This is a genomic window from Synechococcus sp. BIOS-U3-1, from assembly GCF_014279975.1.
GTDB lineage: Bacteria > Cyanobacteriota > Cyanobacteriia > PCC-6307 > Cyanobiaceae > Synechococcus_C.
This window is the reverse complement of the sequence record NZ_CP047936.1, coordinates 826,481-840,696: the sequence shown is the minus strand read 5'-3', so window position 1 is coordinate 840,696 and position 14,216 is coordinate 826,481. Positions and strand designations below refer to the sequence as shown.

12 protein-coding genes and 1 pseudogene are annotated in these 14,216 nt (G+C 48.5%); 9 read left to right on the top strand and 4 right to left on the bottom strand.

Going from position 1 to position 14,216, the window contains the following annotated elements:
• Positions 1 to 166: 166 nt before the first annotated feature.
• Positions 167 to 400: a hypothetical protein gene (locus SynBIOSU31_RS04290; RefSeq protein WP_186492254.1), complete on the bottom strand. Its 234-nt coding sequence runs from the start codon at positions 398 to 400 to the stop codon at positions 167 to 169.
• 428 nt (positions 401 to 828) lie between these two features.
• Here SynBIOSU31_RS04290 and SynBIOSU31_RS04285 point away from each other — a divergent pair, with 428 nt between their 5' ends.
• From SynBIOSU31_RS04285 to SynBIOSU31_RS04245, 9 genes are all read left to right on the top strand, one after another.
• Positions 829 to 1,413, top strand: coding sequence for a ferritin (locus SynBIOSU31_RS04285; protein WP_186489259.1), 585 nt, complete (start codon positions 829 to 831; stop codon positions 1,411 to 1,413).
• A gap of 114 nt (positions 1,414 to 1,527) precedes the next feature.
• Positions 1,528 to 2,061, top strand: a complete 534-nt coding sequence (locus SynBIOSU31_RS04280; RefSeq protein ID WP_186492253.1) for an NfeD family protein — start codon at positions 1,528 to 1,530, stop codon at positions 2,059 to 2,061.
• 39 nt (positions 2,062 to 2,100) lie between these two features.
• A complete protein-coding gene (locus tag SynBIOSU31_RS04275; protein ID WP_186492252.1) occupies positions 2,101 to 3,423 on the top strand; it encodes a flotillin family protein in 1,323 nt (440 codons plus the stop codon).
• On the top strand, positions 3,423 to 4,682 hold the full coding sequence (locus SynBIOSU31_RS04270; RefSeq protein ID WP_222930056.1) for a flotillin family protein: 1,260 nt from the start codon (positions 3,423 to 3,425) through the stop codon (positions 4,680 to 4,682). The genes SynBIOSU31_RS04275 and SynBIOSU31_RS04270 overlap by 1 nt, the downstream gene beginning before the upstream one ends.
• Before the next feature lie 223 nt (positions 4,683 to 4,905).
• Positions 4,906 to 6,123 (top strand): MFS transporter, encoded by a 1,218-nt coding sequence (locus tag SynBIOSU31_RS04265; RefSeq protein WP_186492251.1) that lies wholly within the window; start codon positions 4,906 to 4,908, stop codon positions 6,121 to 6,123.
• Between the two features lie 135 nt (positions 6,124 to 6,258).
• Complete coding sequence (locus tag SynBIOSU31_RS04260) at positions 6,259 to 6,576, top strand: DUF3303 domain-containing protein (protein WP_186492250.1); 318 nt, start codon at positions 6,259 to 6,261, stop codon at positions 6,574 to 6,576.
• Positions 6,577 to 8,794: 2,218 nt separating this feature from the next.
• Positions 8,795 to 9,262, top strand: a complete 468-nt coding sequence (locus SynBIOSU31_RS14725; RefSeq protein WP_255477355.1) for a DUF1651 domain-containing protein — start codon at positions 8,795 to 8,797, stop codon at positions 9,260 to 9,262.
• 49 nt (positions 9,263 to 9,311) lie between these two features.
• A complete protein-coding gene (locus tag SynBIOSU31_RS04250) occupies positions 9,312 to 9,506 on the top strand; it encodes a hypothetical protein (RefSeq protein WP_186492249.1) in 195 nt (64 codons plus the stop codon).
• Between the two features lie 455 nt (positions 9,507 to 9,961).
• The gene (locus tag SynBIOSU31_RS04245) at positions 9,962 to 10,402 is read left to right on the top strand and encodes a hypothetical protein (protein WP_186492248.1); all 441 of its coding nucleotides are present in this window, start codon (positions 9,962 to 9,964) and stop codon (positions 10,400 to 10,402) included.
• A gap of 59 nt (positions 10,403 to 10,461) precedes the next feature.
• On the opposite strand, the gene SynBIOSU31_RS04240 is transcribed toward SynBIOSU31_RS04245, so the two are convergent.
• The 3 genes and pseudogenes from SynBIOSU31_RS04240 to SynBIOSU31_RS04230 form a co-directional block, all read right to left on the bottom strand.
• On the bottom strand, positions 10,462 to 10,755 hold the full coding sequence (locus SynBIOSU31_RS04240) for a ferredoxin (protein ID WP_186492247.1): 294 nt from the start codon (positions 10,753 to 10,755) through the stop codon (positions 10,462 to 10,464).
• 1,751 nt (positions 10,756 to 12,506) lie between these two features.
• Complete coding sequence (locus SynBIOSU31_RS04235; protein ID WP_186492246.1) at positions 12,507 to 12,932, bottom strand: hypothetical protein; 426 nt, start codon at positions 12,930 to 12,932, stop codon at positions 12,507 to 12,509.
• 190 nt (positions 12,933 to 13,122) lie between these two features.
• Positions 13,123 to 13,484 (bottom strand): annotated as a pseudogene (locus tag SynBIOSU31_RS04230) (AbrB family transcriptional regulator).
• Positions 13,485 to 14,216: the final 732 nt, after the last annotated feature.

The window sequence follows — 14,216 nt, the reverse complement described above, 5'->3', positions numbered from 1 at the left end:
CGCATGTTTTTATTCAGTAGCTCAACACGCTGACACCCTCCTAGCAGTGGTGGATTGCCAAGCCGTTAAAGCCCAATACAGCTTCTCAACACCTCAAGCCCAAAACAACCAGACGACTCGTGATAAAGCCTATCCAGGTTCCCAGACCAGCAAAAGAAGCTGGCACTCAAGCGGTACTAAGCATCTGCACAACACCAAAAACAAATAAGGCCAACACGATTGAAGCAAGAAATGACTTGCCGCGATTGGCGATACCGCTTTGAATCAATTGGATCATGTGTTCTCTATCACTTAATTCAACCTGAATAAATATCAGCAAACTTTTCGACTTTGCGCCATGCATTCGAGCGATTCGGCATACACAAAAGATACCCAAATCTTGTCCATTAAAATCGAACAAGTAGCGACTGAACTTCTATCGCGCGAAAATGATTCAGTGCATGGGTGATCATAAGCATCTTCGCTCGTTACCGAAATAACGACTTTCTGCGGGCCACAGGATTCGAGCTCAATAACTGAGGGAGGAGACATTGCTCCGACCGAACAAAGCATCGACCAACACACATCGAACGCCCTGGAGCCACTGCGCTGAACAAGCGCGGCTAGGACCCCCGTTCAGCAGCGACAAGGCCTCATCGGGCAACTCACGCAAACGAAACTGATTCTCATCAGCATATTTACACTCCTGACTGTGATTCTCAAATGCATATTTACGGCTCTTGAATGTGATTCTCAAAAGCATATTTTGATCCCTTAATGTTCGGTTTTTACCCTTATCTTTCGCTCTTTTGTGATGTAGAACTGTCTCATCCCTCCAAGAGATTCGACATGACAAATTCAGTTACCGCTCAAGCCACCATTGCCGTTCCCGTCGGTCCTGCAGGCCGTGCCATGGCCGAACCCATGTCCGGCGACATGCTGGATCTCATGCAAGCTCATCTCAACCTTGAGCGTCAGTCCGCAGCCGCCTATTTCGCTGCTGCCATCTGGTTTGCTGAACGCGAACTCGTCGGCTTTGCCGAGCATCTACGCGATGAAGCCAAGCAGGAAGAGCAGCATGCCGCCAAGTTCGCCGATTACCTGATCTCTAGAGGTCAGAGGCCTGTTCTCGACACCGTTGAACCACCTCGTCAGCAATGGCCTGATGTCGAACAGGTGATGGCCAATGTCTTCCGCTTGGAAGCTGATGTAACCGCCTCAGTACTCCAGCTCTATAGCACCGCTGAGCAGGATCTCGACAGGCGCACCTCCGTCTTCCTTGATCCCATCGTTGATGATCAGCGCCTCTCTGAGCACGAAGCCGCTTACCTGCTCGGACGCGTCAAGTTCGCAGCAAACAACCCAGCCGCCGTCATGATCATCGACGCCGAGCTCAGGGAAGGTGACGCCAAGCCCGCCAAGCTCGAAGGCTGATCCAACAACCGCAAATCAAAAGCCCCGCCATCAGCGGGGCTTTTTTGATCAGCTATCAGCTGCAGACAACTGCTGATGACAAGCCCATGATGAGTCTTCTGCCAGTCGATTGTGATGACCTGGACCTATCTCATCTGCTTGATCGCAGGCGGAGTATTGATCACGTTGTCGATCGCAGGTGAGTCAGACGGCATCCTTGATGGTGATGCTGCAAGCGGAATCGCTGAAGGTGGAAACCCAGCTGTTCTATTCAGCACATCATTCTGGTCTTTTTCACTAGCTGGGTTTGGGCTCTGCGGCCTGCTGCTACAGCTCTTTGCAGGAACAACTGCCTCCCACTTCAACCTTCCCATCGCGCTGTTATTGGGAGTCAGCCTGGGGTGGTGCGCATCACTGACGTTGCGATTTTTAGCAAGACGTGATGCGAATACGGTCGTACTCGCGGGAGATCTGATCGGACTCGAAGCCAAAGTGACCTTGCCGGTCAGTGAAAGTCAGCGGGGCTTTGTAGAGACCTCGGTGCGCGGCAGCTTGGTAAGACGGGCAGCACGCAGTATCTGCGGTCATTTGGACCGAGGCCAGAGCGTGGTAATTCTGCGTTGTGAGGGCACCACGTTGATTGTGGATGCTCTGGACATGGTCAGTTAATTGGGGTGTGGCTAGGGAGGGGCAGCCGCCATCCCATGCATGCACAACAGTTTGGCCTCGGAACCAGTCCCGATTTTTGCCCAACGACAACCAAGCAGCAACCCTGCAGCAGCAGTAGTGACAATCGGTTCCGCTGTCTTTGTGGCGATCGTTGCACTCACCCTGATCAGCCGCTGGATGATCCGCATCTGCAGACCCAGTGAAATGCTTGTGGTTACAGGCTCAAGATCTAATCAGGGAAACCAAGGCGTCAAGGGCTACCGGGTCGTTGCCAATGGCGGCTGCACCTTTGTGAAGCCCATTCTTGAGACAGCCAGGCGCATGGACGCAACCTTGCTGCCAGTCCTGGTTGAAGTGAACAACGCCTATTCAAAGGGCGGTACACCTCTCAATATTCAGGCGATCGCCAATGTGAAGGTCAGCACTGATCCCGAGATCCGCAACAACGCAATCGAACGTTTTCTCGGCCGCGACAACAAGGAGATCGTGCAGGTTGCAAAAGAAAATCTGGAAGGCAACCTTCGCAGTGTGCTGGCACAGCTAACACCGGAGCAGGTCAATGAAGACCGCCTACGTTTTGCTGAACAAATCGCCGATGATGTTGGCGAAGACCTACGCAGGCTGGGCCTACAACTGGACACCCTGAAAATCCAGAGTGTCTACGACGACGTCGACTACCTCAACTCGATCAGCCGAAGGCGCGTGGCCCAGATCGTTCGAGATGCTGAAATCGCTGAAGCAGAGGCTATCGGTCAAGCCGAGCGTATTGAAGCGGAGATGGAGGAAGTGGCTGAAGTCGTGCGCACTGAAGCCGACACCGTGGTCATTGAAAAAAACAACGACGTGCGAACCAAAGTCGCCCAAATGGAAAAACAGGCCCGCTCGGAGGAGGAGCGGACAGAAGCCGCAGAGCAGGAAGCCAGAGCGCGAGCTGAACAACAATTGCAAAAAGTGCGCGCAGAACTGGAGCGTCTACGTCTGAAGGCTGAAGCAGTTCTCCCATCCAAAGCTCAGCAAAAAGCGCAAGAGCTACGGGCTCGAGGTCAAGCAGCAGCGACTGCAGAGGATGTCAAAGCCAGCGCCCTTGTGAACGACATGCTCACTCAAGTCTGGAAAGATGCCGGCAGCACAGCTGAGCTTGTCTTTCTGCTGCAACAGATCGAGATGGTGCTTGAGCAAGCAACCCGACTACCTGCGCAGCTTCAGCTCAAACGCATCACTGCGCTCGATGGAAATGACGCATCGAGCCTGGCCAGCCTCGTGGCCTTGAACCACAAAGTGGTTCGTCAATTCTTCGAGCAAGTCAAGGACATCCTTGGCGTCGATCTGCTCGGCACCTTGTCCTCAACTGGAGTGAAGTGATGTTTTTTGCAGTAGGTCTTACTGGAGCCGCAGGTCTTTGGGCGTTTGTCGTGCTTCTGCGTCAGCTTTACTACATCTGTCAGCCCAGCGAGGTGCTGATTTTTGCTGGTTTGGGCAAAACAACCGGAGACGGGCGCAAGGTGGGCTATCGCACCGTGCGCGGGGGCAGTGCTCTGCGCATCCCTGTTCTGGAAGAAGTGATGAGACTCGACCTCAGCAACATGATCATCGAGTTACGTGTGGAGAACGCCTACTCCAAAGGAGGAATCCCACTCAACGTTGCCGGAGTCGCCAATATCAAAATTTCCGGTGATGAACCTGGAATCCACAACGCGATCGAACGTCTGATCGGCAAGAGTCAGGACGACATTCGCCATATTGCAAAAGAAACCCTTGAGGGAAATCTGCGCGGAGTGATGGCCAGCCTGACTCCTGAGCAACTCAACGAAGACAAGATCACGTTCGCCAGGACCCTTCTAGAGGAGGCCGAAGATGATCTACAGAAGTTGGGGCTGGTCCTCGATACTCTCCAGATCCAGAACATCTCAGATGATGTGCGCTATCTGGATTCCATTGGTCGTAAACAATTGGTGGAACTCAAGCGAGACTCACGTATTGCAGAGGCGGAAGCCACATCTCAATCAGCCGTGAAGCAAGCTGAAAATGCACGCATCACCTCGCTACGGAGACTCGACAAAGAGCTCGCTGTGGCCACTGCCAATGCTCAGAAACGCATCAAAGATGCGCTCACTCGCCGTGATGCTTTGATCGCCGAAGTGGATGCACAGGTCGGAGCCGAACTAGCACGGGCCGAAGCCGAATTACCGGTGCAGGAAGAACGGATCAAGCAAGTGATGCAGCAACTCGAAGCCGATGTGATTGCACCTGCAGAGTCCGAGTGCGAAACGATGATGGCAGATGCAAAAGGCGCCGCGGCATCCATCATTGAGCAGGGGCGATCGCAGGCCGAAGGCCTGCAGGAACTTGTGACCTCACTGAAACGATCAGGTTCTGACGCCAAACGCCTGTTCCTGCTGCAGAAGCTGGAGCCACTACTCACGATGCTGAGCGACACGGTGCAACCCATCGAAGTGGAGGAAGTGTCCCTGATCGGAGAACGTGATGGACAAATGAACCTCTCGATCGCCACCTTGTTGCGCCAACTTCAGGACAGCACGGGTCTACGACTGCCGAGTACAACAGACCAGGGATCAACGCATCAGCCATCCGCCTCTGGATCAGACGCTGCATCGAACTGACAAGGGAGCACATCTCCGCCATCCAACCTGGCGAAGGTATAACGGGGTAAATCAAATGCGATAGTAAATGGGGTGCAGAGCAAACAAGAATTCAATAATAAAATTGAACCAAAGAGGATTTTGATGGCGCTAACAGGTCAGATCAAAAGATCTGGCCTGTTAATGCTGATCACATCCAATGATTTGTTGAGAATTCAGACTTCGGAGCAAGGAGGGGCAATCAATGAAGCTGGATTGGAACCATTGGTCACTTGATCTACTGGGTGGATGCTTCGGAATTGCCATCGCGCTTGGCCTGGTCCGGTTTGACTTTGGAATCGTCGGCAGCCTGATGGCAGAAGCCCAATGGATTGCTGTCGAAGACATCGGCAAGCTCGCTGCGATCAATATGTTTGGATATCTGGCTGGCTGCATTCAACAGGCCTATATGAAAAGCAGAGAAGCATCCATTAGATCTATACGCTTCGCAATCATCGTGATCATCGTTTCAATAATTATGGAAGGGCAATTTAGTAATTTGACAGGTCAAACAATCCTCAGACTGCTATCCGGATGGGGAGCAGCCCATATTGTGTCAGGGCTACCAACCTTCGCGCTGGAACAGATCCCAAACCAGTGGAGAAGACAAGCGACAGGCCTGATGATGTGTGGGGGCGGAATCGGATCATTGCTCGGAGCTGTTGCCATCGGATTATTTTCTCCAACATCTGCACCCACAGCCTGGAATATCCTCGCAATACTAACAATCATTCTCAGCCTACCAACATTGAAGCTGGTCATAAGAAACAAACAATTCAAAGAAAACGTCGCTGCAACCACTAAAGGATCTGAGCAAGATTACGAAAGACTCAAAACCAACAAAAAATCAAATTTGCTCATACCAATCATTATTATGGGCTTTGCCCTCATGCAAGTTGGCCAAATACCTGCGATTCTTTATGAGCCGCTGGTTGCCATCAAAAAAACCGGGCTTACGCCAATGATGTCAAGCAGTGTCGACAGCCTATTCGGAGTCGGTTTGATCGTTGGCGGATTAATCCCCGCCGTAGTTTCCGACAAACTAACAACCAGAATATTCCTTCCATTAATCTCGAGTGTTGGACTCTTGGGAGTTATTCTTTTGGGATTTTCGGAGAATGTTTACATGCTATCTGCATCGATTTTCCTGATTGGGGTCTGGGACATGATGACTGGTACATTAACGATCGACCGACTCGGACAACTCTGTAATGAAGATGCGCAACGTCGAGCCTGGGCTATTGCAACATCAATAGGAGCCTTAGGCTTCATCATTTTCTCGGCCGCTACAGCGCAGCTCTCAAGACACAATCTTGATCTCATCCTGATTCTGGGGATCACAGCGGTTACTGCCCAGTTTGCTCTTGAGTGGATCCAATACTCACTATCCGCAAAGCAACAATCACAGTTGACAACTGATTGACATGCTGGAAGGCATGAAGATGCTCAGCAAAGACCTCGATAAGGTATGCCTGAATCACAACACACACGCATGAATCAACCGCAACTGTGCCAAAACCTGGTTTCTGCTACGAAGAGCTGTATCTAACAGAGCCTCATGCAGCACTATCTGATTATCTGGAACTTCTCAACCGTGGCAAGCTCCTGGGAAGCATGTCCTCCATTCGCCGAATACATCAATGCAGGAGGTGCAGGCGACCAATTTGAAGGCTTCGAACTGAAGTACCGCGTATGCGATCCTATAGCTGGCAGGGGAATGGCCATCACCGTGGCAAGCGATATCGGCAAAGTCTGGACTCATCTGGCACCTTGGATTAAAGGTTTCGGTATCAAGTTCGAAGTGACACCGGTCGTTTCAGACAAAGAGTTTGCGGCGATGTGGCCAGGAGTCCAAGCAGCGGCGAACATTGACTAAGCAGAATTTCTACCTATTGAAAGTTCTGCCAATTGCGTTTCAAAGGGTTGGGTCAACTTCTATCAATGTCTCTTATGAGCCAACAACAAGAGCCAGCCTGTCCGATGCCACAGCCTCAGCCTGTCTGCCCAATGCAAAGTAAAGGTTCGCGAGAATAAAACTTGGCAAAAGGGGGTAATAGGCCGGAGAAATCCGGCTTTTTTATTGCCTTTGGTTGCAACCTAACGATCAACAAAAGAATGTTGCATGACATGCACCGCAAGAAAGAGCAGCAGTTCCTGCTGTTCCTTACAGTCGATCAGAGAAGACTGCAAAGACGTTTAGCCAAGGCCGGTGTCACTCCGGGTATAGGTCCCTGAAAGACTTGCCTCGTACATCGATAGATCCTACGCAAGAATCGTGAGCGTAATTTCCATAAGTGCAAGACGATTACCACTATCATTGTCTGCATTAATCGATACAATTCTGAATGGCTCAAGATGTTTTTGCCAAGAAAAGTGCATCGAAGTCAATAAGGATGCCCCTTCTTAATGAGTCAGCAGATTAAATGACAGCCATCAGACAATTCAAACAACGTTTTGTCATCAACACAATGTATTCATCTGAGCAAAGATCTCTCAAAACGGTTGCAATGACTACGTTTAAGATTTGCTGTCTAGAAACATCTGGGATAACTTCTGTCAACCAAGCCAAAAGCTCGCATGGAACCAATTGCTTTGACTCTGGGACAAAAGTTTGAAATCGAGAAATTTTCCAGGGAAATCGACAACTCCAAAGATGTACAGCAGCTTCGATCGATTGCCAAAGATCTGTTAGTCGCTTGGCAGCAACAGCAAGCTGCTAGTGCATGGGCCATCAGGCAATCACAAAGCTTGTAGTCAGCTCAGATCAAGTTTTGATCTCAAGAGCGCCACAGTGCATGACTTGATCGAACGATGAGGCAATGCCTGGAGTGCTCTCTGACAAGTTGTCGCACTCAATCGGTCAACTTGCACTCGACTGACGAGGTTCGAGCCCAGGGATAGCGGGGAGCACAGCACAAAAAACCCTTGACCGACACTCCCTCAGAGCCTGAACTCACTCCAAGGAGCATTGGATCGATGATCCCAACAAGAAGCTGTGAATTTCACCTATTTGCTTCGGTGGCGGCAAAGATGAATTATCTACCGGTCATGCATGTATACCATCGAGCGATTGAACGACACATCGTCCGAAAAGGAGGTATGGGTTCCAGAAATTCAATACAAAACAGAATTTAAAGCTTTTGTCAGTGCCCGCACGAAGTGTATGGCCACAGGCAAAACATATCGGGTTTTCAACACGCAATCAAAGAACGTGCAATGCGTCATCACTTTGGGAGGATGCAAGAAGATGTTTAATCTTTAGGGGAGACATACATCCACAACCAAAGAAGCAATATAAGTGGATCAAAATCTTAGAAGTAGCTTAACTGGTGATCTTGAGATGATTCAAGCCTCAATGGGATAGCACTGAAAGATATCAAAGGATCATACAAGGAGCATGAGGTCTGATGTTGATAGAAAGAACCATATCAACCTGACCAGCCCTGCTTGCTTTTGGTTGGCCACTAGTTTTGAATTATTTTATCAGGAAAATTCAGGAGTTTCATGGTTTAAAGTCACGTGCACCCAGCCCGGGCAAAGGCCGTCCTAAAGCCTAAAAATCCAATCATATTGTCAATGCAGGAACTAGTTTTAACAATGCTTTAGCATCAATATACCGGCATCCATGGTGATGTCACGGAAGGTTTTGAACTATCGACTAGACTGGCAAAATACTGCAAAGCAACAATCGCAGAAAGCTTCGCTAACTATAACTCTGCTAAATCTTCCTGAAAATTAACACAAAACAGTCTCGATGAGACCCAAAAGCTTATCCTCGATCCAAGAGATATCAAACCGCAAAACATCCAATCAGATTAATTCTAAAACCGGTCTAAAGCAGGTTTGTGGATGACCTTCAAAACAAATAGCTAGCCAAGAATTACAGCAAGGTTGAGCGAATTTCGAACACTCCCTACTGAGGCTGATACAGAGCGCAGCGATTGGGGAGCTGCTCGAACGACCGAGGCTGCACAGACATGCGCAATTGTGTTGTTGCGCATAAACGCATACGCGCAACAACACAATTGCTAGGTTTTGCATGACGCGCGTATGGGTGCGTCAACGGGGTAACGGTCTCCCGCGATGCTGCTGCTTTGAAAGGCCGGCAGGATCGTGATCAGCTTTCCTTCCAGGCGAGCTACTGCGGGATCGTGCCCTACACGGTGCTGTTGCCTGGAACGGACGGCAGCATCATCATCAGGCTCCGAAAGGGTCAGCCGGTGATCAGCAGGGGGCGGGGTTTGGAGACACCTGCCTTCGCTGGTGACATCCGAAGTACAGACTCCACCAATGCCGAATCGCTGTCGCGCCCTCATAAATCCCCACCAAAGCCCGGAGGCGAGGGCTGGCTGGTGAATGGTGATGCGCAATTGCTGGTGAGGTTCAGGAATGACAACCCCACTGCTCACGGCCAATGGGTGATCTTGAATACTTATCGCTGGGTCAGACCTCATCCACCAGTCCCGCAGAGAGAAAGACACATGCTGCGGAACAACGCTGTAATGGCCAGGAAAAACATGCAAGTTGTTGGCTGGCGCAAGTGCCACCCTCCGATGCGTTAACCGTTGTGCTCCAAGTGATCGCCAGAATTAACTCAACCGATGGATTGCCATGGCCAGGAAAGAGCGCCACCCAGACGACGTCACGCACCGGCTCTTACGCACCATTGGGCTGCTGTTATTACTGAGTGCTACAGGAGTACTGACATTGGTGATGGTCAAACCAGCTTCCTACTGGGAAGGAGTCACCGGAAACTCGGACCGAGCCCCTGTGCCTTGCGTCAGAGACACCTCGATGGAGATATAAGCATCCACCGCTTGAACGGGTTGCTAGGAATGCGTTGTGACGTCAGATGTCAATTCAAACAACGCAGCCACAATTCCCGCGCAAAGCATGAGCTAGTCACACTGATGAGTCTCAAGCTAAATCCTGAAGCTGTGATGGAGCCAGCACATCTTTCAAATTAATGAGCTGATGTCGTCAACCATGGCCCAAACCAGTCCTGATTGAGCAGACAAGGTAGCAATCCAACTAAGCAAACATCTCAACCTCACGACGTCTTGAACAAAACAACATCCAGGATCCCAAGACAACAACTGAGCATCTGCTTGGGATGGGCAGTATTGCTACTCACGACAGCAAGGACAGCACAAAGCGATGTCATGAACTATCAGTGCTTCGAAAGGGAGACTCGACGTCCGGTCGCAGCGAGTTTGATCGATCTCAGCACACCTGAAGTGAGTTGTGAACGTATCACCCCGATGGATTCAACGATCACATCACCAGATGAAGCCACTACAGAAAGTTCTAATCAACCATTAACAGATCCGGAGATCAGCAGTGGACCAAGTCCGTACGCCGAAACATCTCCCGATCCTGAATTAGTGAATCAATTTGTGCGAAACGATCCATTTGCTGCACGCCGAGCCTTAAATCTTGCTCGGGGCGCTGCAACGCGGAGGAATGGCGGTCTGAGAATTTATCGGCCAGGTCTTTGCATGTATCAAAGTGCCTCGAACAATCCATGCTTAGTCCACGCTGGAGCTAAAGGGCTTGAATTCAAGATTCCTGGCGGTTCACCTGGTTGGGAGCAGTTAACAGACTCTCCGTCCGTGGTGACAAGGATTCTTGTCGATGCAGACGGACGCTCACTTCTGCAGATTGAACAGTCCCTGGTCACCGAACCCGAAACATCCGAATGAGTGATTAACGGGTGCACTGACCATTGCGGTGTTGACCAGACCAGAGACTTGTTTTTCTCCTATGCGAGTAGTTCCTCAGCCTCAGCCTGGATTTTGCAATCGCTACGGGGGTAGGCGACACAAAGAAGACTGAAGCCTTCCTCCATCTGCTCGTCATCGAGGAAGCTTTGATCACTTTGATCGAGAGTCCCCTCCGAAACCTTACCTGCACAAGTTGAGCATGCACCCGACTTGCAGGAGTAAGGCAAATCAACACCTGCTTCTTCAGCAGCATCAAGGATGTATTGATCATCGTCACAGGTGAAGGCTTGTTCGCCTGCGTCCGTGACCATCGTGACTGTGAATGAAGCCATTTGATACCAATGAGACGTCCGAAGCATCAACCCCCTCAGCCAATCAATCAACAAATATCTGGATTTGTTTTGGGATCAGATGTAGCAATGAAGACATCAGCTGAACTTCAAACGACAGCGTCACTTCAACGAGCAATCAGATTGAACACTAGAAGGAGCAAAAACAAACTCGAGAAAGTGGAAAAAATAAGCATTTAACGGAAGTTGTTATCTTAATCAAAGACAACTCGTGTCAAGAGAATTAATTCTTCATCGGCTTAGGTAGATCTCGTGGCCTCCTAGTGCTATCGCATGATGGTAATCGCGATGCCTTTCCTATACGGATCTACTTGAGTGACGGTCATTACGACCTAAGGAAGTCACAGAAGCGTCGGCTACTGCTGATAATGAATAGGTATGAAACATCGTCATGGATCAAGCCGAAATCAACAACTGGATCGCCATTGCAGAAAAGTTGGAAACAAATGGCGACACCGAGAACTGATTTTACCTGCGTGCACGAGCCATTGCTGATGGGAAACCAGACCCATTGCCAAACGTATCTGAGTTAATTCCTGAGTTGGTTTAAGCCACAAGCCTGCACGCTCACTGAAGGTATTAATCAACAGCTGTCAAAAACGTGTCCAAGATCATAACGAATCGGTCTTGGACACAAAAAATCAAAACCTCAAAGCTACTTGTAAAAACAAATCAACAATGAAAGCTCAGAGATAGCGAAAAACTCACTCGACAATTCGACAATTTCAAAGTTAATCATACTGTATTTTTAAATTTTTCTAAAAAGATCATTATTAGATCGCGAAATTTTCAAGGGACTATCTCGTCCATCATTTTTGATCAACTCGGAACCAAGAAGGAGCCAACACACGTCATTAGACCAGTCAAAACATGGTCGAGCGCCAAACATTTGATCTGCAGAACATTCTCAGCCTTCAGTTGCACTGTAAGGCTTAGAACTGATCAACATCAGCAACAGGAAACAACACTGATAGACAGAATGATCAAGCTTTCGATGATCTGCAAACCTAAATTGGGTCAGGGCTCTGGTAGAGATCTGAACTGCAATGACCAAGTTGAGACAGAGAGTCATCAAATGTGAACCGTCTTTAACTTGGTGATGAAGCAATCCATAACTCAAACCCAAACAGGGAGCACTGAAGGCTCAGAGCTCAAGAAGAGGATGATTGATTCGTATCGCAATGCATGCGGTTTTGGGCGGACAGCGCCACAGACTGAAACGGGAACCTGCACAGAGCAAACAGCTCGATTTTTAAAAAAGACCGATCCCACCACCAGGAAAGTAGGGATCAGAGAACAAGCGAAGGTATAGAAGATCAGACTGGGCGCGTGCTGTGCCTCAAAAGGGCCAAATCCTGTGATCGTAGTTGTCATCGCACTGAATTCCTAAGCATCCATTGAATGAGGGATTACCGTAAGGAACTTTGACTATCGAAGACAGGTCGCTAAGTAATACAGTGTTATCACGCCGATAGACTTAGACCGACCATCTCCTGCGCATCGAATCAGCCGTCCAGGGAACCAGGGAAAACACAAGGATGATATGTCAGGCCAACCCGTACAGAAACAAATCGTTAGTCAATGACTTAGCAAAGCACAAAGAATCAGAAACGTAAGTGATTTAAAAAAAAGAACATTAAAGCAATAAAGCAGTGCAACAACAAGCTTTCAACCAGCTAAAGAGGACTGACCTATATACGTCTAAAGGCTGTCATTATAGAGTAAATATAATTTCAAGGTGACTTAATATTATTGCATTGACCATACCAAGCATCAGGATCAATCCGACTGGGCGGAAATACGGTGATCGAGAACAAGCGCTCGTCTCCACGAATCTGAATCTCGTAATCTTTCTGCAAAATGCGATTACGGAACTCTGTAATCAAAACCTTTCCATGTAATTGAACTGGTATGGGTTTTTGACCCGCAGTCAACTCACGCGTGTCTATCGCCATCTCAGTTAGTGATGATGTATTCTGATCCAGTTTGTACTGGACAAGGATTGGATGATTCATCGGGAAACCAGTTGCAGCACCAGAGCCTTGCGTCTTTCTACCACTGCACTCGATATAAAAAACCCTCTGCTTATTATGATCGGCCTGAGCCCTTAGGGGAAGCGGGATAATAACAAGAGCCGTAGCCAGAAGACCAAGAGACAAGCAGCGAAGCATCAAAGTAGAGATAATCAACGCATGATGACATGTTAAACACATTCTCGCTTGAAAAAGCAATCACTTCGCAAGGTAACTTCCAAAGGGCAATAGCCATTCAAAACTTGTAATATCAATAAAAGAAATGCCCCCCAAAAAAGCGAAGGACATTGGGCTTAGTGGCAATAGCAACTCACTCCTATGCTTCTTCCTCACTACCGACAGGGGCAAGCCGAATGGCCTTCTTAACGAGTTTGATTTCAAATTCATCGCCAGGAACGAGCTCCAGCATTGCTGTGTAGGCATTACCCACAAAAAGGTTGTCGTTACCCTGAACTTTGGATATGTAGGAGAGCTTACGGCCGCCCATACCAATACCCGCCGAACCACTACCGAGTTCAATTCCCTTGGCACTTAGAAGAGCCTCATAGAAACAGTGAAATTCACTCGGTCAAAAACATCTTTTTTCTTGGACACATAACCACAGGCTGTGGCAATGTCAGTGAGGGCAATGTCTCCCAGTTTATTAACTCTTGACAAAAGATCTGAACCAGTAAGCATCGCAATAAGAAAGATTGGAGATTCACAAGGCGCCATAGATTGAATCAATAGCAACCATCCTTTTGAACATAGGAATTGCGAAGCGATGAAACTGGTTCAAGGACTACAGAAGCAAACCAAACAATTAAAATTCATAGATCTGAGGAAGCAGCAGCTTACAAAAGCATGAGAAGGAAAAATTAGTGTTAAAAAACCAGGGCAACAACAAGAGGATGAAAATCTTACGAGCCCCTCATCGCTTAGGCACAAAACCTACCAGATGCTTTGTAGCGGTGGAAGCTAGAACAAAATGGTAGACAGCTTTACACGCGATTGCGGCGAATCAAATAATCAAGCGAACGCAATTACATAGATCCCTGTCGAAGAACTAATCATCCCAAAGGCAAAAAAATCCACAATTCGCCACTAATCCTGGGGATTTAAACACACTCAAGCCGATAAAAAATCAGAAAATATTATAATACAAACACATTTTGATGTAGCGATGAGGCAGCGAATAGTACTAAGATCGACCTCGTTATTGATGCTCAGCATGTTCACGAGGGCTTTCTACTTATGAAAAAGAATTAAAACACTGACACATTGAAAGACTAATAGCTAGTACACAGTTCGAATCACAGTTTCAACCCAGACTCCCCGGTTCCCCACTGTGGGATTGATGCAGCTTGTCGATGATTATGTTGCAAATCGCTGACTTAAGCATTTTTGCTACCTGGTCAGGCGCTTCGGATT